The following is a 21,288-nucleotide window of genomic DNA, read 5'->3' as shown; positions in this document are numbered from 1 at the left end:
CTTTGTTATATAAAGGCTTTAAAAGGCCTTTTTTTCTTAAATAAAAATGTAAAGTATGCAAAACATTCCTAGTGTAGACTTACGTGATTTCCTTTCGGACGACCCGAAACGTAAACAAAAATTTGTAAATGAAATCGGCAGTGCATTTGAAAACATTGGCTTCGTAGCCCTAAAAGGTCATTTTCTTGACGACCAATTGGTAGACGAACTTTATGGTGAAATTAGAAAATTTTTCGCCTTGCCAGTAGAAACTAAGCATAATTATGAAATTCCTGGAATTGGCGGACAAAGAGGTTATGTTTCTTTTGGTAAAGAACATGCTAAAGGACGCAAAGAGGGAGATTTGAAAGAATTTTGGCATTTTGGCCAATACGTTGACGAAAACTCAAAATACGCATCAGAATACCCTGAAAATGTAGAAGTTACTGAGTTACCTCGTTTTAATGCTGTAGGAAAAGAAGCATACCAGATGCTTGAAAAAACTGGTGTTTATGTATTAAGAGCATTGGCTTTGCACCTTGGTTTAGATGAATTTTATTTTGATCAATATGCAAAAGACGGAAACTCTATTTTAAGACCAATTCACTATCCGCCAATTACTTCTGAGCCAGAAAATGCAATTCGTGCAGCGGCTCACGGCGATATTAACTTGATTACCTTATTAATGGGTGCTCAAGGCAAAGGACTTCAAGTTCAAAACCACAATGGCGACTGGATTGACGCTATTGCAGCTGATGACGAATTGGTTATTAATGTTGGAGATATGTTGTCTAGACATACTAATAACAAACTTAAATCAACCATTCACCAAGTAGTGAATCCTCCTAGAGAATTATGGGGAACTTCACGTTTTTCTGTGCCGTTTTTTATGCATCCTGTAAGTGATATGCGTTTAGATTGTTTAGAAAATTGTATTGATGAAGAAAACCCAAAAAAATTCGAAGATATTACCGCTGGTGATTATTTATACGAACGTTTGGTAGATCTAGGTTTAATCAAAAAATAAAACTTATTTAAGTTTCAATTTTAAAAATTCCAAATTCCAAACTTTCATTGGAATTTGGAATTTAATTTTTAAATTGGAGCTTATTTTTTTAGAAGAAGAAAACATATGGATTTTAAAGATCAATTAAAAAATTTATTCCCCGATCATATCGAATCAAACGAACCAGAAGAGGTTCAAGAGCAGGATCATGTTCTTTACATTCAAAAAGAACCCATGATCTGCAAGTTTGAAAAACGAAAAGGAAAAGCAACCACCATAATCGAAGGTTATGAAGGAAGTGATGAAGATTTTAAGCTATTGGCTAAAGAAATAAAAACCAAATTAAGCGTTGGCGGTACTTTTAAAGATGATTCTATAATTATTCAAGGTGATTACCGCGATAAAATTATGGCTATTTTAAAAGAAAAAGGATTTAAAACGAAACGTGTTGGCGGGTAATAATTTTAGATTGCTTATTTTAGAATTTAAATTGTTCCAAATAATTATAAATATTTAACCGCAATTCCGATAGCTATCGGGAGCAAAGAATTATAACGATAGGTTTTATAAAAAACGCAAAGATCACAAAGCTTTGTATAAATTTGAGTAATTGGAATTTAAAAAAAAGGCACTACAGTGCTCCTCTACAAAAAACCTTAGCATCTTAGTACCTCAGAACCTTAGCACCTAGAAAAAAATGATACAAAATTCAGAATTAATACTTAATCCAGACGGAAGTGTTTACCACTTAAACCTTCGTCCTGAACATATTGCCAATGATATAATTTTTGTTGGCGACCAAAATAGAGTTGAAAAAATCACTCAGTTTTTTGATTCAATTGAATTCTCGACACAAAAAAGAGAATTTAAAACTCAAACCGGAATTTACAAAGGCAAAAGAATTTCTGTAATGTCAACTGGAATTGGCCCTGATAATATTGACATTGTTGTAAATGAACTGGATGCTTTGGTAAACATCGATTTAAAAACCCGCGAGCCAAAAGAAAACTTAACTTCATTAAATATTATAAGAATTGGAACTTCTGGTTCTTTACAAGAGGATATTCCTGTAGATAGTTTTGTAATGTCGAAATTTGGACTTGGTTTAGATAATATGCTTCGCTCCTACTTAATCGACGAAGTTTCAAATGCAGCTCTTGAAGATGCTTTTATCAAACATACTAATTGGGACAGCCGTAAAGGAAGGCCTTATGTAATTCCGTGTTCAGAAAAACTGGAACAACTTATAGAATCTGATAAAATTTTTAAAGGAATTACTGCAACTGCAGGAGGTTTTTATGGTCCGCAAGGCAGGGTTTTACGTTTGAATATTCAGGATGAGGAATTAAACAGTAAAATGGATAATTTTAAATTTGAGGATGACAGAATCACCAATTTAGAAATGGAAACAGCTGCAATTTATGGACTTTCGGCGCTTTTAGGTCATAATGCTTTATCTTTAAATGCCATTATTGCCAACCGTGCATCAGGAACATTCAGCGAGGATCCTTATAGAGCAGTTGATGAACTTATTACTTATACATTGAATAAGTTGGCTGGGAATTAATAATCTGCCAATTAAAAAATAAGATAATTTAAAAATCTAAAATTATGTTTTTAAGAGTTGCAAGACACACGGATAACTTAGAAATAATTGAAAATTTTTATATCAATATTCTTGGTTTTGAGCGATTAGGTGATTTTCAGAATCATAAAGATTATGACGGCGTTTTTATTGGAAAAATAGGTTTAGACTGGCATTTTGAGTTTACGCAATCTAAAGTAAAAGCCAATCATTCTTTTGATGAAGATGATGTAATTATCCTTTATCCAAAAACAATTTTAGATTACAACGAATTAATAGATAAGCTTGAGCATCATAATATTTCAACTATAACTGCCGTAAATCCTTTTTGGAATGAAAACGGAAAAATGTTTCAGGATCCTGATGGTTATAGAATTGTTATATCTCCATTGAAAGCAATAATAAGTGAAATTAACTAATGAAAGAAACACATAAAAAAATACTATTTAAATATTACAGCGATTATCTAGAAGAAACCGTTTCAGAAACTATGTGGGCTGAAATTGTAGACTTAGAAAAGGGACTTTTTAAATTAGATAATATTCCTTTTTTTGGAGCATTAATTGCAACAGACGATTTATTTTATGCTGAATTAGATGAAAAAGAAGAACGTTTGGTCTATCAAAAAACGATTGAAAGTTCAGGAAATTCGATAGTTCAGATCTTAATTTTAGAAAAAGATTTTGATAAGGAAATTATAATCGAAAAACTGAAAGCAATTAATTGTTTGTCTGAAAGTTTAAATGATACTTTTCTAGCTGTCGAAATTGCAAGAGAAACAGATTATTCGATTGTACGAAGTGTTTTAAATGAATATGAAACGCTTTCTGTTTTTGAATTTGCAGAACCTTGTCTTTCTGAAAAACATCGAGCTGATTTATTAAAAAACTAAACAAACTTAAATACGCATACCAAACTTAACTTAAACTTAACTTAAACTTAACTACAATGAAAACGGTAAAAATTGCAGGTGTTCCGGAACACTTCAATCTGCCATGGCATTTATGCATTGAAAATGGCGAATTTGAAGCAGAAAATATTGATTTGCAATGGAAAGACATTCCAGAAGGAACTGGTAAAATGTGTCAAATGCTGCGTGATGGAGAAACGGATATGGCGGTTATTTTGACCGAAGGAATTGTAAAAGATATTGTTGCGGGAAACCCAAGTAAAATTGTTCAGATTTATGTGCAATCGCCATTAATATGGGGAATTCACGTCGCGGCAAAATCTGACTTTAAGAATATCACGGATTTAAAAAATAAAAAGGCCGCAATTTCTAGAATTGGATCAGGTTCACAATTGATGGCTTACGTTAATGCAAACGAACAAGGCTGGAACAGTGATAACTTGCAATTTGAGATTATAAATACAATTGATGGTGCTGTTGAAGCTTTAACAAACGGAACTGCAGATTATTTTATGTGGGAACGTTTTATGACAAAACCTCTTGTAGATAAAGGTGTTTTTAGACGCATTGGCGACTGTCCTACTCCATGGCCGTCTTTTGTAATAACGGTTCGTGACGAGTTTTTGAAGAAAAACCCAAAAGTTGTTGAAAAAGTCTTAGAAATTATAAACAAAACTACCGTTGATTTTGCTCAAATTCCGAGTATTGACAAAACATTGGCCGAATTATTCAATCAAAAAGTAGAAGACATTCAAGAATGGCTTAAACTAACACAATGGTCTCAAAAACATTTAAATGAGAAAGCTTTTATCAAAATCCAAAATCAATTATTTGATCTGGGAATTATTGATAAAAAAAGTACTTTTGTTGAAACGGTAAAAGCGCTGTAAAAACTGCTTTCGATTCTTATGATAAATTTTCCTAAAATTGACTTTCCGCAATTAAAATCCAAATTACAGGTGAAATCACCTTGGGATAGGGTGATTATTATGCTGTTGAGTCTTTTGATAACGATACCTATTTTTATCATACTGCATCAAAACTTACGCGATTTAAATTGGGCATTCAATTTAGATCGTGTGTTTATTTTTATATTCGTTTTTGCGGCGATTTTCTTTCTCTTAATGTTGTTGCGAACTATAATAATTTTATGTGTTGCTGTTTATTTATTGATTCTAATTTATGGAACGGTCATTGGAAATTATGGTTTCAGCGAAATATCTGAAGATTACAATTCGATGATTTACACCATGTCAGACAATCCTTTTCCTCAGGATATTATTGTGGCAAAATTGCTGCCTTTTCCAAACAAGTCGAAAATTATAAATGCCATCGAATATCAAAATCCAAAAGTCAGGAATTTTGCAATCATGGCAACAACCAAGAATTTTAGAGGCATAAAAGGATATTCAGATTATAGAACAATAATTCAATGTTTTGCTGTATTTAAAGAAATAAACAGCCGTTGGAATTATGTAAATGATCCAAAAGAAGGCGATTATATTGCAACTGCCAGCGAATCATTAGAGTATTTTTCTGGAGACTGTGACGATCATTCTATTCTAATGGCGGCCGCAATTCGTTCTATTGGCGGCACTCCGCGATTAATTCATACAAAAGGACATATATATCCTGAAATATTAATTGGTTCCTTAATCGATTTGGAAAAAGTCAATTATCTAATCAAAAATGTACTTTTCCCAAAGGAAAGCTATAAAAAGAAAATTCACTATCACATTGATGAACGTGGTCAAGTATGGATGAATCTCGATTATACGGCTAAGTATCCGGGAGGACCATTTATGTACGAAGAAATTTTAGGGGCTTTGACTCTAAACTAAATTTACATTCAAAAACTCAGAATACTCCATTATCAAATAAGTTCTTTTTTGACTTATGTCAATTTTGAATAAAGACTCTTGCAACATCTTTGCATTACTATTAATTCAAAATTATTTTAAAATGAAAAAGAAACACTTTAAGTACGTTAACACCTTATTTGTGGTAATACCAATGACATTAATAATGGCATTTGTGGGTTTGATTCGCAATTACGGATTTGGACAAGATTGGTTTTTTAAATTTCTAAAAGCTTGGACGGTGATGCTTCCTGTTGCTTATGCAGCAGCTTTTTTAATTATCCCAAATGCAAGAAAACTTTCGGAAAAATTAACAAGAAACAGTTAAAACATTCCGTTTTTAATTGTTGATACAGCCTGATAACATAATGTACAAACAAATTGAAGATTATATAAAAAGAGAAATAGTTGTTGATGAATCTGAACTAAAAACAATCTTATCCTTTTTTAAACCTTTACAACCAAAAAAGAATGAAATTTTGGTTACGCATGGACAAACCAGCCAACGGATGTTTTTCGTTGGCAAAGGCTGTTTGCGAATATTCTTTATTAACGAAGAAGGACTTGATTCTACACGTTATTTAGCCTTTGAAGACAGTTTTGCAACCGCTTTAGTCAGTTTTATAACAGAAGAACCTTCTTTTGAATTTATTCAAGCACTTGAAGAAACAGAACTATTATACATCAATCAAAAAGATTTTTATCACTTAACAGCTATAATTCCTGCCTGGGAAAAATTCTACAGACATTATCTTGAGATGGCCTACATTACAAATACAAAGCGATTAATGTCGTTTATAACTATGGATGCAAAGGAACGCTATAAACTGTTGTTAAACCAAAATCCGGCATATGTACAGCGGCTGCCAAACAAAATGGTAGCTTCCTATCTTAATATTTCTCAGGAAACTTTAAGTCGTTTAAAATCAAAAATTTGATTTTGACATAAGTCAATATTCCTTCTCTTTTTGATTTTCATCTTTGCATAAAATTTTAAAATTATGCAGACAAATTACGATATTCAAAAAGGACAATTAATTGATATTAAACAAATTAACAAACACATATTTCATCTAAAAATACAAAGTTCTGATTTTGAAAAAATGGAATATATTCCCGGATTTACCTTAAACATTTTTCTTGGCGATTATACCATTTTTCCAGACTTAGAAACTCGAAAATATTCGATTTGGAACTACGAACCTATCCATCAAATTATAGATGTTGCAATATGTACATTTTCAAAAGGAAAGGGAGCAAATTGGGTAAGAACTCTTAAAAACGATGATATCATATATTTTGAACCACCAAAAGGAAAACTACTTGCAGATGACTCTGCAGATTATTATTATTTGATTGGTGATGTAACATCGCTTTCTCATTTATATGAAATTAATCGAAATCTTTCTCTGCACAAAAAGGTTTTCAGCTTCATATATGCCTATAATCAAAGAGATATTTTTCCTGATTTAGACGGAAGTTTTCCGTTTGATCATTACATCATTAACCCTTTAGTTCCCGAAGTGGTAAAACAAAAAATAAGTGTTTTAGAACCTCAAATTGACGGAAACGGAATTGCTTATATATTGGGAGAACCCAAAACTGTTGTAGTGTTATATGATTACTTTAAAAATGAAAAAAATTGGGATACTAAAAAATTAAAGGCAAAACCATTTTGGAAATAAATATACTATGGAAATACAATAGTAATTTCAATAAAATATTATAAATCAGACAGATTAACTTATTTTGTGTTAATAAAATGTTAGGAGTAATACTTTTTTTTGTAACTTTTCCTGTCTAATTTTTAATCACAAAATCATGAAAAAATCTAAATTATTTATCTTCGGAATTGCATTGGCTGCAGTATTAATTATTTCATGCGCTAAGGGTAGAAATAAACTGGTAAATTCTTGGAAAATTACTGCTGTAGAAGCTAAAATGCCACTTTCAGATTCTTTAAAAGCAGTTATTCTAAGCGACGGAACCCTAACTTTTACTGAAGATGGGCACGTAACTGGCTTTTTAACAAGAGAGATTACAAATGGTACTTATGCATTGACAAAAGGTGGAAAAAGTTTAGTGATAAAAGATGAAGTTGGTACTCCATACCCTTGTGAAAGCACGATTACAACAGATGAACTGATTTTAGACAGTAAAGAAATGAAACTTACACTAAAGAAGATCTAACTTAAGTTTAGTGTAACATTTTTAAAATCAGAATCATAATTCAAAAAAAATAAAGACATTGAAAACTCCTAAATTATTTATTTAGGAGTTTTTTTTTGAAAAAAAGTTAAAAAAAAATTGCGCAGTCAAATAACTGCATTATATTTGCAGTCAAATAACTGCACAATGGAAATTAGAAGAGATGTTTTTCAAGCGATCGCCGACCCTACCCGCCGAGCTATTTTGAGCTTAGTGGCTATACAAGCAATGACTCCGGGAGCTATTGCCGAAAATTTTAAATCGTCTAGACAGACTATTTCAAAACACATACAAATATTGAGTGAATGTGAGTTACTTCATCAAACACAAACCGGAAGAGAAATTCACTATCATTTAAATCCAGAAAAAATTAAGGAAATCGACAATTTTATTGAACCTTTTCGTAAAATGTGGGATGACAGGTTTAATAAATTAGAAAGTATAATGAAAAACTATAAACCCAAAAACGATTAATACATGGAACCAAAAACTAAAGTCAGCGCCGTCAATGGAGAACAGCAATTAGTGATTACTAGAGATTTTGATCTTCCTTTGGAATTACTTTTCAAAGGATACACCGAAGCCGAAATTGTAGAACAATGGATGGGAACAAAAGTACTGAAACTAGAAAATAAAAAATACGGCGGCTGGCAGTTTGAAACTTCAGATCCTAATGGAAATGTAGTTTTTAAGGCAAACGGTGTCATACATGAATATATTCCTAATCAAAAAATAACACGAACTTTTGAAATGGAAAATACAAACTTTTCTCCTCAATTGGAGTTTTTAGAGTTTGAAAAACTTACTAATGAAACCAGCAGACTTACTATTCAAATTATTTATAGATCAATTGAACTTAGAGACCAAACATTAAAAATGCCGTTTGCACAAGGTATTAATATGGCGCATAATCGATTACAAGAAATTTTAAGTAAAACTATAAACTAAAATATTATGAGTAAAAGAAACAAAATTATCTATTGGATTGCTACGCTTTGGCTGGCATTAGGAATGACTGCAACAGGAATCGTTCAATTATTAAAAATGAAAGATGAAGCAGAAATGATAACACGTTTGGGTTATCCTTTATACTTTTTAACTTTTTTGGGAGTATGGAAACTTTTAGGAGTTATAGCCATTTTAATTCCAAAGTTTTCTTTACTAAAAGAATGGGCATATGCTGGTTTCTTTTTTGTCATGACGGGAGCTGTTTTTTCACATTTTGCTGTAGGAGATGCGGCTAAAGATTATTTTGGCCCAATATTATTGATTGTTTTAACTATTGTGTCTTGGTATTTTAGACCAGCTGAAAGAAAAACCAGTGTAATCTAAAGATAGAAAAAAAATAAAAACTTTGAACTCAAACTACATTTATTAATTTTTGTATTGAGAGCATTAATTTAATCGGTAAAGACAATAAATATTTCAATTATTTGTTTTTATAAATACACCTCAATAGTGTTTAATCCATAAATAAATAGTTCAGAGATATGAAAAAAATAGTTTTTTTAGTTATTATGTTTAGTGTTTGCTTACAAGGATATTCGCAGGACGAACTGAATGCCAAATTTAAACCGATTCCTAAAAAGAATGCAGAAATTAAAGAAGTAATTCCTCCTCCTAAAGAAAACACTCCAAAAGCAGAACCACCAGTTGCTGAAAAACCAGATCCCTTAAAAATTAATCCAGAGGAACTTTTTAAAGACACTAATCTATATAAAAAAGAGTCAAATGTTGATGGAATTTTCTATAGAAGAAATCAATTTTTAGGAAGTTTCAAAACGACATCTTTTACTTCTACAATTCGTTATCGTGATGCCGCTTTTGTAGACGGCGATAAAATAAAAGTATATTTAAACGATAAAGTTGTTGAGCCAGAAGTGAGTTTAGATGGAGAATTTAAAGGTTTTAAAATTAATTTGGTAAACGGAATTAATAAAATTGACTTTGAAGCTTTGAATGAAGGATCTGCTTCGCCAAATACAGCCGAGTTTCAAGTTTACGACGATAAAGGTGTTGCTATTGAAGCAAGTCAATGGAATGTTGGTACAGGTTACAAAGCAACAATTATAATAGTGAAAGAATAAAGCCAGAATCATTTTTAATTCTTACTTTAAATCAAAACGGTCTTTGCGGACCGTTTTTTGTTTTTATGCTGTTTTAGAAAAAAAATACTAACTAATTCCAATAAAACAGGGGTATTTAGACAAATTCAAAACAATTATAACAAAAACTGAAAGACCAATTTGAACCTCAAGTTTAACTTCGCTTTTGTAAATATTCAATCAAAATGAATATAGATCTAAAAACGATTAAACTATGAAAAAAACCTTTAACCTATTTTTTGTTGTCTTTGCAATTACATTTACTTCGTTTTCACAGACCAATCAAAATGATCCCTCGCTGGATTGGTTCAAAAAAACATCTGAAGTAATACATTATCAGTTAAATAAAGCTGCACAAACGTATAAACCTGGAAAAAATCCTCGTTCTGTAAACCCCAATGGAACTGTTAGACTTGCTGGCTTAACGGATTGGACAACCGGCTTTTTTCCGGGAAGTCTTTGGTACGGATATGAATTAACCGGCGACAAAAAACTGGCTCAAGAAGCACAAAAATTCACACTTGCACTTGATTCTATCCGAAACATAAAAAACACACACGATCTAGGTTTTATGCTTTACTGCTCTTATGGAAATGCCTACAGAATTACAGGCGATAAAACTTATCTTCCTGCTTTAGCAGACGGCGCAGCAAACTTATACGCCCGTTTTAGTCCGAAAGTTGGAGCAATTCGTTCTTGGGATTTTGCTTGGTGGCACTACCCTGTTATTATCGATAATATGATGAATCTTGAATATTTGTATTGGGGAGCAAACCAATTTAGTAAACCCGAATATGCAAATGCAGCCAATTCTCATGCTTTAGTGACTATAAAAAATCATTTTAGAAAAGATTACAGTTCTTATCATCTCGTAGATTACGACCCAAAAACAGGCAAAGTACTTCGTAAAGCAACACATCAAGGTGTTACAGATGATTCGGCTTGGGCACGCGGACAAGCTTGGGGGCTTTACGGTTATGCAATGTGTTATGCAAATACTAAAAATCAGAAGTTTTTACAACAGGCAGAAAATATTGCATCGTTTATAATGAACCACCCTCGTATGCCAAAAGACAAGGTTCCTGTTTGGGATTTTGATGTTCATAATGCAATGGATACAGATGAATTAGCTCCAAGAGATGCATCGGCTGCGGCAGTAATTGCATGCGGATTATTAGACTTAAGCACAGAGGCTAAGGACGGGAAAAAATACTTAGATTACGCTGAAGAAATACTAAAATCCTTATCTTCAGAAGCTTATTTAGCCAAACCGGGCGAGAATAATTACTTTTTACTAAAACATAGTGTTGGAGCATTTTTATACAATTCAGAAATTGATACACCTTTAGATTATGCAGATTACTACTATCTGGAAGCACTGAAGAAATATGCGGCAATCAAAAAAATTACAATTTAAAAGAATAACTTGCCTTAACAAACTAAAAAATGAAAAGAATAATAAACCAAATTGCAATACTGGCATTCATACTGCTTATGAATCCTGTAAGGGCACAAGAAAAACCTATTACTAAAGAGAGCTTTGATAATATCAACCTCTCCTATCCGGGTCTTGAAAAAACAAAACAGCTTTATGATGCCGCAAAATACAATGATGCAGCAAAAGAATTATTAACTTATTACCGTAATCGAAAAAACATAAAACATCCTGAATTTAATGTAGGAGATGAAAATAGATTAAAAGGGAAAGATGTCGGGAAAGCAAATCAGGAAAAAGCTGATAACGCTTTGCAGCACAAATTCCAGCCTATAAGAGGTTACAGCTATTTTGATTATGGCGCAGATATAGACTGGACGTACTGGCCTATAAAAGATAATGAAATGCGCTGGCAGCTGCACAGAGTAAATTGGTGGCAGCCTATGGGAATTGTGTATAGAAGTTCTGGCGACGAAAAATATGCAAAGGAATGGATTGCTCAGTTTAGAGATTGGAAAAAAAAGAATCCTTTAGGGCTTTCTAAAGACAATGATCGATATGCGTGGCGTCCGCTGGAAGTTTCTGATCGTGTACAAAGTCTGCCAGGAACTTTCAATTTGTTTGTTCCTTCTCCAAATTTTACACCTGCTTTTTTAATGGAGTTTTTAAACTGTTATGCTAAACAAGCTGCCTATATTCCTGCTCATTACACAAAAGATGGAAACCCTTTATTGTTTGAAGCACAGCGAATTTTAGGTGCTGGTGCTTTTTTTCCAGAACTAAAAGAAGCGGCTGCATGGCGTAAAAGCGGAATTGATGTTTTAAACCGAGAAATAAAATCACAGGTATTACCAGATGGAGTTCAATGGGAACTTTCGCCAACTTATCATGTTGCTACAATTGATATTTTCTTAAAAGCCTATAATTCGGCTAAAATGGCAGGAGTTGAAAAAGAATTTCCAGACTCTTTTTCAAAAACAATTGAAAAAATGATTATTGCACTGGCAAATATCACTTTCCCTAACTACAACATTCCAATGTTTGGTGATGCATGGCTGGTTGAAAAAAATGCAAGATTAAAACAATTTGCAGTATGGTCAAAAGCTTTCCCTGAAAACGAAGAAATAAAATATTTTGCTACAGATGGCGCATCAGGAAAATTACCGTCGAACTTATCAAATGCATTGCCAGACGGTGGTTTTTATACCTTTAGAAACGGATGGAATGAGCAGTCAACAGTAATGATTTTAAAAGCCGGCCCTCCGGGAGAATTTCACGCACAACCTGATAACGGAACTTTTGAACTATGGAATAACGGACGCAATTTTATGCCAGATACTGGCTGTTATATTTACAGCGGAGATGCCGAAGTTACCAAAATGAGAAATTGGTACCGTCAAACCAAAGTACACAGCACCTTGACATTAGACAACCAAAATATGGTTATCACCAAAGCAAAACAAGAGAAATGGCAGACTGGACAAAATTTAGATATTTTAACCTACACAAATCCAAGCTATACAAACTTAAACCATCAGAGAAGCGTACTTTTTATTAATAAAAAATATTTCTTGATCGTTGATAAAGCTATTGGAAATGCGATTGGAAAATTAGGTGTTCATTTTCAGTTAAAAGAAGACAGCAAACCATTTTTTGACAAAACTAATAATAAGGTATATACCACTTATGAAGACGGTAACAACTTGCTGATACAATCTTTAAACTCAGATAAAACAGCTCTTAGTGAAGAAGATGGAAAAGTATCTTATGCATACGGCAAAGAAACTCCAAGACCAGCTTTTGTATTCGAAAAAAATAAAATCGATAACAAAACACAAGATTTTATAAGTATCGTATATCCTTACAATGGTTCTAAAGCTCCTGAAATCAGTATTAAACCAAATGCAGATCATAATCTGGAAAAAGGAACTGTAAGCCTTACAATTAGTATTGACGGCAAGAAAAATGATATTAAAACATCCTTGTAAAGCAGTAAAAGAAAATATTTCAAATATTCTATTTCAAAGACGTCTCAACAGGACGTCTTTTTTTTGTCTTGTTTTATCTTGTCTTTTACAAAAAAACAACCCAATCTTTTAGCAAATAACCAATGCGTATAGTTTTTAAAATCTAAGTATAAAATAATAAGTCGTAACAGATTAAAATGACTTTCCATTTAAATATCAGCGGCTTATATCGCCATTATTTTTCACTTATTTAAACACATTTTAAACCTGCTTGATCTTTTGCATGAAATAGAAAAAGATAATACTAAATAAAAAGTAAGAAAAAATATTAAAAACACATTTTTACCCTTAATTTTTTGGGGTTTACAGCTTGTTTTAATCAAAATCAATAGTATTTTGGACGTTTTCAAAACTGTCATTTTAGGTCGATTTCTATATTTGTTTCTATCAAATAATAACCAACATGACTAATCAAAAGCTAATGAATCATTTTTTACAAAATCATTTTTTGTTTATACGACAGAAAATACCTAAGGCATTTTTACAAGTTCATAAATTGTTATACTTTTCTCCACAAACCACAATAAACCAATTGTGATTTAGAAAGAAAACAATTTAAGCGACATTGAACCAAACCTTACTAAAGTCAATTTTTACAGCTTTCAAATTAAAGCAGTTATAACTTTTACTTAACAAGGTTAAAAAACTAACTTAAATAATAGCTATCAGGAATAATGAAAAAGTATTCCGGTAAAAAACCAAAACTATGAAAAGGACTCTATTTTTATTTTTACTGCTGACAACTTGCGTGATGTACGGGCAAGATGTTATTACAGTTAAAGGTGTTGTAACCGACTCCCAAAATATGCCTATGCCTGGGGCAACCGTTTCTGAAAAAGGAACTAAAAACAGCACAGTCACCTCGATGGATGGTGAATACCAAATTAAAGTAAAATCTAATGCTGTATTAGTATTTACTTTTATAGGAACTAAAACTACTGAAGAACAAGTAAAGAACAGAACACTTATCAATACAAAACTTATTGATAATGCCAATAATCTTGACGAAGTTGTTGTGGTAGGATACGGAACAAAAACACGAAAAAATCTTACTGGTGCAATTTCTTCAGTAAAAGGAACCGAAATAGCTAAAATTCCTGTACAGGATGTAGCGCAGGCAATGCAAGGTCGTATTGCCGGATTACAGGTAACTATGCCAGACGGAACTCCTGGTGCACAACCTTCATTACGAATTAGAGGTGGTACTTCGATTACACAAAGTAACGAGCCTTTATATGTAGTTGATGGAGTTGCACAAACTGGCGGTCTTGCTTTTTTAGATCCAATGGATATCGAATCTATTGATGTACTAAAAGATGCATCCTCTACCTCTATTTATGGTGCGCAAGGTGCAAATGGAGTAATTTTGGTAACCACAAAAAAATCTGCCGGCGGAAAACTTAGGTTAAGTTACGATACTTACGGCGGTATAAAAACAATTGCAAAAACATTACCAGTAATGAATCCGTACCAATACACACAATTGGTTTATGAAAGTGCCACGGATGATACTAGAATGCAAAAATACCTAAACACTTTTGGCACCTATGAAGAAATGGAAGGACTTTACAAAAATAGAGCGGGAATCAACTGGCAAGATGAAGTTTTTGGAAACGCTGTTGTAAACCAATATCATAAAATAGGTATCAGTGGCGGCGAAAGTGATACAAAATACAATGCTTTTTATTCGGTTAATAACGATCAAGGAATCATGATTGGCAGTGAATCTTTAAAAAACATTGCAAAATTGCAGGTAACACAAGCGATAAGCAAAAAATTTACAGTTAATGCTATTGTCAATTATTCGAATCAAAAAATTACAGGATTATCTACAAATGATGGTGGAAATGCGAGATTAAGTATGCTGCAAACGCTATTACAATATCGTCCTACTATTGGAAAAAATGGTTCTGACGACGAACTTAAATATTTACTGATTGATCCATTAGACAATCAAGCTTCACCCGCATTTCAAAGTCCGCTTATCACTATAGACAGCCAAAAAAGAGAAACAGTAAATCGTTCTATCAACATGAACTTTCAACTTTCGTACTATCTTACACCAAAATTAGTTTACAGCGGTTTGGTAAGTTACACGGATAACAGCGTTAAAAGTAAGTACTTTAATGGTGCTGATGGAATACAAGCTATTAGATCTGGCGGAGCAAATGGAGGTATTACCCATAATCTTTCGACTCGTTTAAATTACAACAACGTATTAACCTATAATAATACATTTGCTAAAAAGCATAAGCTTAGTGTAACCGCAGGTCAAGAGTATATTTACAATTATTCTGAAGGAATCTCTGCATCGGCATCGGCATTTCCTGATGTAAATTTAGGATGGGATAAACTACAATTGGGAACAATTGCGGCAATGCCAACCTCTTTTGCTGAAGATGATAAATTATTATCCTTTTTCGGAAAAGCCGATTATTCATTCAAAAGCAGATATTTACTGTCCGCAAGTTTACGTGCAGACGGTTCTTCTAAATTTGGAACTGAAAATCAATGGGGAATTTTCCCTTCAGTTTCAGCCGCTTGGAGAGTTATTGAAGAAGATTTCATGAAAAACATTCCTGCATTTTCTGATTTAAAATTCCGTTTAAGTTATGGAGAAGCAGGAAATAACAGAATTGCAAATTATGCCGCTTTAGGTATTTTCAATTCAGGATCATATCCATTAAACAATCAAGTAAATATTACTGCTTTTCAAAGTAATCTTCCAAACCCGTATTTGAAATGGGAATCTACTAAATCGACCAACATAGGTTTAGATTTAGGATTCTTTAAACAACGAATTTCTCTTACTACAGAATTGTATGAAAATCGTTCTAAAGATCTGCTTTACAACACTCGTGTTCCTGCAAGCTCTGGATTTAAAAAACAATTTCAGAATATTGGAGCAACTTCAAACCGTGGTATAGAATTTACCTTGAATACAACTAATGTTAAAAACGACAATTTTAATTGGAATACTACCTTTAATATTGCTTTTAACAAAACAAAAGTACTGGCTTTAAGTGAAGGCGAAACGTCATTGATTACTAATAGTTATACGGACAAAAATGACTACATCCTAAAAGTGGGACAACCAGTTGGAGTAATGTATGGTTATGTAAACGACGGTTTATATCAAGTAAGTGATTTTGATTATAACGCAACTGCCGGAACTTATACTTTAAAAAGCGGTGTAGTAAGTGATAATCTTGCTGTACAGCCAGGTTTTATTAAATTTAAAGACATCAGCGGTCCAAATGGTACACCAGATGGTGTTATCAATGATCTTGACAGAACTGCAATAGGTGATGCTAACCCGAAATATACAGGAGGTTTAAACAATACTTTCAGTTATAAAGGGATTGACTTAAGTGTCTTTTTAGATTTTACAGTTGGTAACGACATTTACAATGCCAACGTACTAAACAATTCACGACTTAATTTAGACAATCTAAATACATTTGCCATGTTTGCTGATAGATGGACAACTATTAATGCTGCTGGACAACGTGTAACTGATCCTACTGAACTTGCCGCTTTAAATGTTGGCAAAACGAATCCTGCTTTCAACGGTAATGCTACAGGACGTTTGTACAGTGATATTATTGAAGACGGTTCTTTTTTAAGAATCAACAATATTAGTTTAGGTTACACATTACCTAAAGCGTGGTTGAAAAAATCGTATATCTCAAATTTGAGAGTTTATTTTACAGCTTATAATTTATATGTATTTACGAAATATTCAGGATTTGATCCAGAAGTCAGCGTACTTAATAATGCTATTACCAGAGGAGTAGATTTTAGTGCTTATCCAAGAAGTAAATCCTTTATCACTGGTTTAAATATTTCACTATAATTTAAAGATTAGAAAAAATGAAAAACAAAATATTTTCCTCTGGAGCAATTATAGCAGCGAGTGTATCTTTTCTTTTACTGCCGCTTAATTCATGTGAAAAAGAATTAGAAGTTACTCCATATTCTTATTTTACAACAGCCAATTTCTTTAAAACTTCAGACGAAGCCAATATGGCTGTATTAGGAGTTTATGAAGCAATGTCCTCTTTTGACAGCTATGGATGGAATATCTCTATACTTTTTGATACCGACACTGACATTCAGCAAATCAACGGTTTAAGTGCCGATGACTGGCGTATGATACCGCATTATCAAGGTATTTCGCAGACTAACGTTTTTTATGCCGTTTGGAGCAAATTATACGAAGGAATTGACAGAGCCAATGTTGCGATTGAAAGAATTCCGCAAATGACATTGTACACCGAAGGAACACAGGCTCAAAAAGATCAATTAAACAAATTCATTGGTGAAGCTAAATTTTTGCGCGGCTTTTACTATTCTGAGTTAGTACGTTTATGGGGCGATGTTCCTTTTAAAACAAAAAGTTCACAAGCAGGAGATGATTTAAAAGGCGGTCTTGTAGATCGAAAAGAAATCTACACCCAGATTATCAAAGATATGCAGGAAGCTGCTCTCCTATTGCCGGAACAAATCCCTACAGATGAACGTGTAAACAAATGGGCTGCCAAAGCTATGCTGGCAAGAGTTGCCCTATTTGCAGGCGGATATTCATTAGGTGCTGATGGTGTAATGAGCCGTCCTGCCAACTATAAAGACTTTTATAAACTGGCACAACAGCAAATCAACGAAGTAATGGCGCAAAACCCGTATAAGTTGAATCCATCTTATTCAAAGGTTTTTAAAAACCAATGTCTCCACGTTTTAGAGCCTACTGAAAACATTTTTCAAGTTGCCTTTTACAATCCTGCAGGATATAGAGAAAACTCCTCTAACATTGGTAATTTTAATGGTGTAACTACCGCAAATGGTTTTTATTCTTCGACTAATTCAAGATGTGTTGTTCCAAAACCTTTTTACAACGGATTTAATGCTGCAGATCAAAGAAGAGATTTCTCGATTGCCATGTATACGCTTAATGCCGCTGGAAATAAAGTAGCGCTTTTAACTACAAGACAAGACGAGAGCTGGACAGTTGGAAAATGGAGCCGTGAATTTCAAACCAATTCAATCCAAGAAAAAGCATACAGCCACATTAACTGGGTTATTATGCGCTATTCTGATTTGCTTTTAATGCGCGCCGAAGTAGAGAACGAATTAAATGAAGGTCCAAATGCCATTGCTTACGATGCCATTAATCAAGTTCGTAGAAGAGGTTTTGGTGCCGACGTACAAGGAAGCCGTATTGCTGTTGACTTAAAAACAAAAGGTACTGGATATAGTTCTGCAGCAAATGTAGTAATCCAAATTACAGGCGGCGGCGGTTCTGATGCTTCTGCAGCTGTTGTAACTTTGGCAAGCGGTGCCATCAATACAATTGCAATGTTACGTACTGGAGACGGTTATACTTCTGTACCAACTGTTACAATTACAAGTGTAGACGGAAAAGGTTCTGGTGCAACAGCAACAGCTAGAATTTTACCAAAACCAACAACTGCAGAAATGAACCTGCCAACCGGACTTGATAAAAATAGTTTCCTTAAAGCCGTTCAGCAAGAAAGAGCTTGGGAACTTTCTTTTGAAGGAATGAGGAGAGCCGATTTGATTAGATGGGGAATCTTAGGAGATAAAATAACTGAAACTGCTAATGCTGTGAAACTTATCCGCTCAAACTATTTCTATCCTTCAGTAGGAAACTTTGTAGCAGGAAAGCATGAACTTTATCCTTATCCTCAGAATGAAACTGATGTAAATAAGAACATTACACGACAAAATCCTAAATATTAAACGGGGGGTTCTTGAATATTTACAATTCATTTTCCCCTCAGAAAAAATATCTTTTTAAAACATTAATGCAGGACCTCGTTCTGCATTAATTGTTTCATCTAAATTGAAAACCTCAATTTTTCATTTAATGTTACCTAAACATTCCATTCAAATTTATCCTCCGAAGCTAAAATAAACGCTTCAAAAGGATAATTAAAATTACAATTATGATAAACTTACATAATTCTGGACTGTCAACATCTTACGCAGTTGGAATCGATATTGGCGGTACTTCACTTAAATGCGGTCTTGTCAATGAAGAAGGAAAAATCTTATTATCCTTCTTGGTTCCCTTACAGAATGCTAGAACTCAAGAAGAAATTATACAACTAATCGCAGACGCAATCAACCAATGCACCTTACAATTAAAAAAGCCAATTGCCGGCGTTGGGATCGGTTTTCCAGGTCTTGTTGAAAATGGTGTAATCATTGGCGGTGCGGATAATTTACCTGGTTTCGAAGAATTACCATTAGGCATTATTTTAAAAGAACTAACCGGTCATACTATCGTTATTGATAACGACGCTAATTTAATGGGACTTGGCGAATTAACCTATGGTGCGGCAAAAGATTGCACAGATGCTATTTTTCTAACAGTAGGCACAGGTATTGGCGGAGCCATTTTGATTGATAAAAAACTTTACGGCGGTTTCAACAATCGCGGTGGTGAACTAGGTCATATCATAATACAGCAAAATGGTTTAACCTGTACTTGCGGTGGACGTGGCTGTTTGGAAGCTTATGCATCTGTAACTGCTTTAATTGACGATTATAAATCTCAAAACCAATTTCCTTCTGAAGAAGTTGACGGAAAATATATTATCGAAAAATACCTAAATGGCGAAGAATATGCCGTTCGTGCCATGGAACGTCATTTTGATTCTTTAGCGGCAGGCATAGCTAGTTTTATAAATATCTGCAGTCCGCAAAAAGTAATTATAGGCGGCGGAATCAGCGAAGCGGGCACGTTTTATATCGATGAATTAAGATACCGAACAAAAACCTTGTCAATTCCAGCTGCCTCAATTCATACCCAGATTGTTGCTGCCAAATTAGGAAATCAGGCAGGCATATTGGGCTGCACTGCAAATGTTTTTCAGAAACTTAAAATGGAACACTATGAAACGAAATAATTTTCTGGTTGTAATGATTCTGGTTATTTGGTTCGTAATCTCTTTTGTAACCAATATTTTAGGCCCATTAATGCCTATCATCATTCAAACATACAAACTCAGCCTTACAATGGCCGCTTTTTTACCATTTTCATTCTTTTTGGCTTATGGAATTATGTCTATTCCGGCCGGAATACTAATCGAAAAAATGGGAGAAAAAAAAGCAATGCTGCTCGCTTTTTCTTTAAACTTAATAGGTTCAGCAGCCTTTGCTGTAAATCCCCTTTACAGCACTGCACTAGGTTCTTTATTTGTAATTGGATTAGGAATGGCGATGCTTCAAGTTATTATTAACCCGCTTATGCGTACAGCAGGAGGCGAAGAAAACTTTGCTTTTTATTCTGTTATGGCACAGCTTACATTTGGACTAGCCTCATTTATCAGTCCGTTTGTTTTTACTTATGTCTTACATCAAAACAATGCTTTTCTAGACTTTATTTCTAACAATCTTATTCAAAATCATTTAAACTGGACAATCTTGTACTGGCTGTTTACCCTAATTTTTATAGTAATTATTCTAGTAATAGCATTCCTGAAAATACCAATTGTAAAACGCAACGACGATGAAAAAACAGGAACTTCTCAAGTATATTTAGAACTACTGAAAAAACGAGAAATCTGGCTTTTCTTTTTAGGAATTGTAGCTTATGTAGGAACAGAACAATCATTAGCCAACTGGATGTCTGAATTTTTAAGAAGCTATCATAGTGTTGATCCTGCTGCTAAAGGTGCAAGTACAGTAGCTTGGTTTTGGGGAGCCATGACTTTCGGTTGTTTAATTGGACTTGCTGTTTTAAAGCTTTGGGATTCTAAAATAGTTTTAAAAACAGTCAGTATTCTCTCCATGATCGTCTTAATTGCTGCATTATATGGTGATTCAGAGATGGCTGTTGCAGCATTTATCACTTTAGGTTTTACCATTTCAGTTATGTTTTCAATTGTATTTTCGCTGGCACTCAATTCCACCCATAAACATCATGGTTCATTTTCAGGAATTTTGTGTTCTGGTATTTTTGGCGGTGCACTCGTACCTCTTATTATTGGAACTTTAGGCGATTATATTGGACTGCGTTACGCTATGTCTTTTCTGTTTTTTACGCTTGGGTATATTTTATTTTTAGCTTACAACGCAAAACCTATCATTAATAATAAAACCACCAAACTGAAGAATATTTTCAAAAGCGAACAAAACTAAAGTGCAAA

The 21,288-nt window shown here is 33.5% G+C and carries 21 protein-coding genes; all 21 read left to right on the top strand.

Annotated features, from left to right (window positions below; translation table 11 throughout):
• Positions 1–55 precede the first annotated feature (55 nt).
• Entirely contained in the window at positions 56–1,006 is a 951-nt protein-coding gene (locus ACHRVL_RS14225; RefSeq protein WP_129023030.1) for an isopenicillin N synthase family oxygenase, read from the top strand.
• 105 nt (positions 1,007–1,111) lie between these two features.
• Positions 1,112–1,444, top strand: coding sequence for a translation initiation factor (locus tag ACHRVL_RS14220; RefSeq protein ID WP_089056753.1), 333 nt, complete (start codon positions 1,112–1,114; stop codon positions 1,442–1,444).
• Between the two features lie 238 nt (positions 1,445–1,682).
• A complete protein-coding gene (locus ACHRVL_RS14215; RefSeq protein ID WP_395413856.1) occupies positions 1,683–2,552 on the top strand; it encodes a nucleoside phosphorylase in 870 nt (289 codons plus the stop codon).
• Positions 2,553–2,596: 44 nt separating this feature from the next.
• On the top strand, positions 2,597–2,989 hold the full coding sequence (locus tag ACHRVL_RS14210) for a VOC family protein (protein ID WP_395413853.1): 393 nt from the start codon (positions 2,597–2,599) through the stop codon (positions 2,987–2,989).
• A complete protein-coding gene (locus tag ACHRVL_RS14205; protein ID WP_089055508.1) occupies positions 2,989–3,462 on the top strand; it encodes a DUF4265 domain-containing protein in 474 nt (157 codons plus the stop codon). The genes ACHRVL_RS14210 and ACHRVL_RS14205 overlap by 1 nt, the downstream gene beginning before the upstream one ends.
• A 56-nt stretch (positions 3,463–3,518) precedes the next feature.
• Positions 3,519–4,370, top strand: coding sequence for a substrate-binding domain-containing protein (locus ACHRVL_RS14200; protein WP_395413850.1), 852 nt, complete (start codon positions 3,519–3,521; stop codon positions 4,368–4,370).
• A gap of 18 nt (positions 4,371–4,388) precedes the next feature.
• Positions 4,389–5,321 (top strand): transglutaminase, encoded by a 933-nt coding sequence (locus ACHRVL_RS14195; protein ID WP_395413847.1) that lies wholly within the window; start codon positions 4,389–4,391, stop codon positions 5,319–5,321.
• Between the two features lie 121 nt (positions 5,322–5,442).
• The gene (locus ACHRVL_RS14190) at positions 5,443–5,667 is read left to right on the top strand and encodes a DUF2798 domain-containing protein (RefSeq protein WP_395413844.1); all 225 of its coding nucleotides are present in this window, start codon (positions 5,443–5,445) and stop codon (positions 5,665–5,667) included.
• A 40-nt stretch (positions 5,668–5,707) separates the two neighbouring features.
• Entirely contained in the window at positions 5,708–6,277 is a 570-nt protein-coding gene (locus ACHRVL_RS14185; RefSeq protein ID WP_395413843.1) for a Crp/Fnr family transcriptional regulator, read from the top strand.
• Between the two features lie 63 nt (positions 6,278–6,340).
• Positions 6,341–7,024 (top strand): hypothetical protein, encoded by a 684-nt coding sequence (locus ACHRVL_RS14180; RefSeq protein ID WP_395413840.1) that lies wholly within the window; start codon positions 6,341–6,343, stop codon positions 7,022–7,024.
• Positions 7,025–7,160: 136 nt separating this feature from the next.
• Entirely contained in the window at positions 7,161–7,529 is a 369-nt protein-coding gene (locus ACHRVL_RS14175) for a hypothetical protein (protein ID WP_395413837.1), read from the top strand.
• A 165-nt stretch (positions 7,530–7,694) separates the two neighbouring features.
• Positions 7,695–8,021 carry a helix-turn-helix transcriptional regulator gene (locus tag ACHRVL_RS14170; protein ID WP_099718160.1) on the top strand — a complete coding sequence of 109 codons (327 nt, stop codon included), beginning with the start codon at positions 7,695–7,697 and terminating at the stop codon, positions 8,019–8,021.
• A 3-nt stretch (positions 8,022–8,024) separates the two neighbouring features.
• Positions 8,025–8,495 carry an SRPBCC domain-containing protein gene (locus tag ACHRVL_RS14165; RefSeq protein WP_395413835.1) on the top strand — a complete coding sequence of 157 codons (471 nt, stop codon included), beginning with the start codon at positions 8,025–8,027 and terminating at the stop codon, positions 8,493–8,495.
• A gap of 6 nt (positions 8,496–8,501) precedes the next feature.
• Complete coding sequence (locus tag ACHRVL_RS14160; protein WP_395413833.1) at positions 8,502–8,879, top strand: DoxX family protein; 378 nt, start codon at positions 8,502–8,504, stop codon at positions 8,877–8,879.
• A 158-nt stretch (positions 8,880–9,037) separates the two neighbouring features.
• A complete protein-coding gene (locus ACHRVL_RS14155) occupies positions 9,038–9,634 on the top strand; it encodes a hypothetical protein (protein ID WP_395413831.1) in 597 nt (198 codons plus the stop codon).
• 232 nt (positions 9,635–9,866) lie between these two features.
• A complete protein-coding gene (locus tag ACHRVL_RS14150; protein ID WP_395413829.1) occupies positions 9,867–11,069 on the top strand; it encodes a glycoside hydrolase family 88 protein in 1,203 nt (400 codons plus the stop codon).
• A 29-nt stretch (positions 11,070–11,098) separates the two neighbouring features.
• Complete coding sequence (hepC, locus tag ACHRVL_RS14145) at positions 11,099–13,075, top strand: heparin-sulfate lyase HepC (RefSeq protein WP_395413826.1); 1,977 nt, start codon at positions 11,099–11,101, stop codon at positions 13,073–13,075.
• A gap of 745 nt (positions 13,076–13,820) precedes the next feature.
• Positions 13,821–16,970: a SusC/RagA family TonB-linked outer membrane protein gene (locus tag ACHRVL_RS14140; RefSeq protein WP_395413824.1), complete on the top strand. Its 3,150-nt coding sequence runs from the start codon at positions 13,821–13,823 to the stop codon at positions 16,968–16,970.
• Between the two features lie 17 nt (positions 16,971–16,987).
• Positions 16,988–18,874, top strand: a complete 1,887-nt coding sequence (locus ACHRVL_RS14135; RefSeq protein WP_395413821.1) for a RagB/SusD family nutrient uptake outer membrane protein — start codon at positions 16,988–16,990, stop codon at positions 18,872–18,874.
• A 206-nt stretch (positions 18,875–19,080) separates the two neighbouring features.
• A complete protein-coding gene (locus ACHRVL_RS14130) occupies positions 19,081–20,046 on the top strand; it encodes an ROK family protein (RefSeq protein WP_395413819.1) in 966 nt (321 codons plus the stop codon).
• On the top strand, positions 20,033–21,280 hold the full coding sequence (locus ACHRVL_RS14125) for an MFS transporter (protein ID WP_395413818.1): 1,248 nt from the start codon (positions 20,033–20,035) through the stop codon (positions 21,278–21,280). The genes ACHRVL_RS14130 and ACHRVL_RS14125 overlap by 14 nt, the downstream gene beginning before the upstream one ends.
• Positions 21,281–21,288 lie beyond the last annotated feature (8 nt).

Source organism: Flavobacterium sp. FlaQc-28 (assembly GCF_044007415.1).
Taxonomy (GTDB): Bacteria; Bacteroidota; Bacteroidia; order Flavobacteriales; family Flavobacteriaceae; genus Flavobacterium.
Note: the sequence above shows the minus strand (reverse complement) of the source record. Positions and strands in the feature narration are given on the sequence as shown.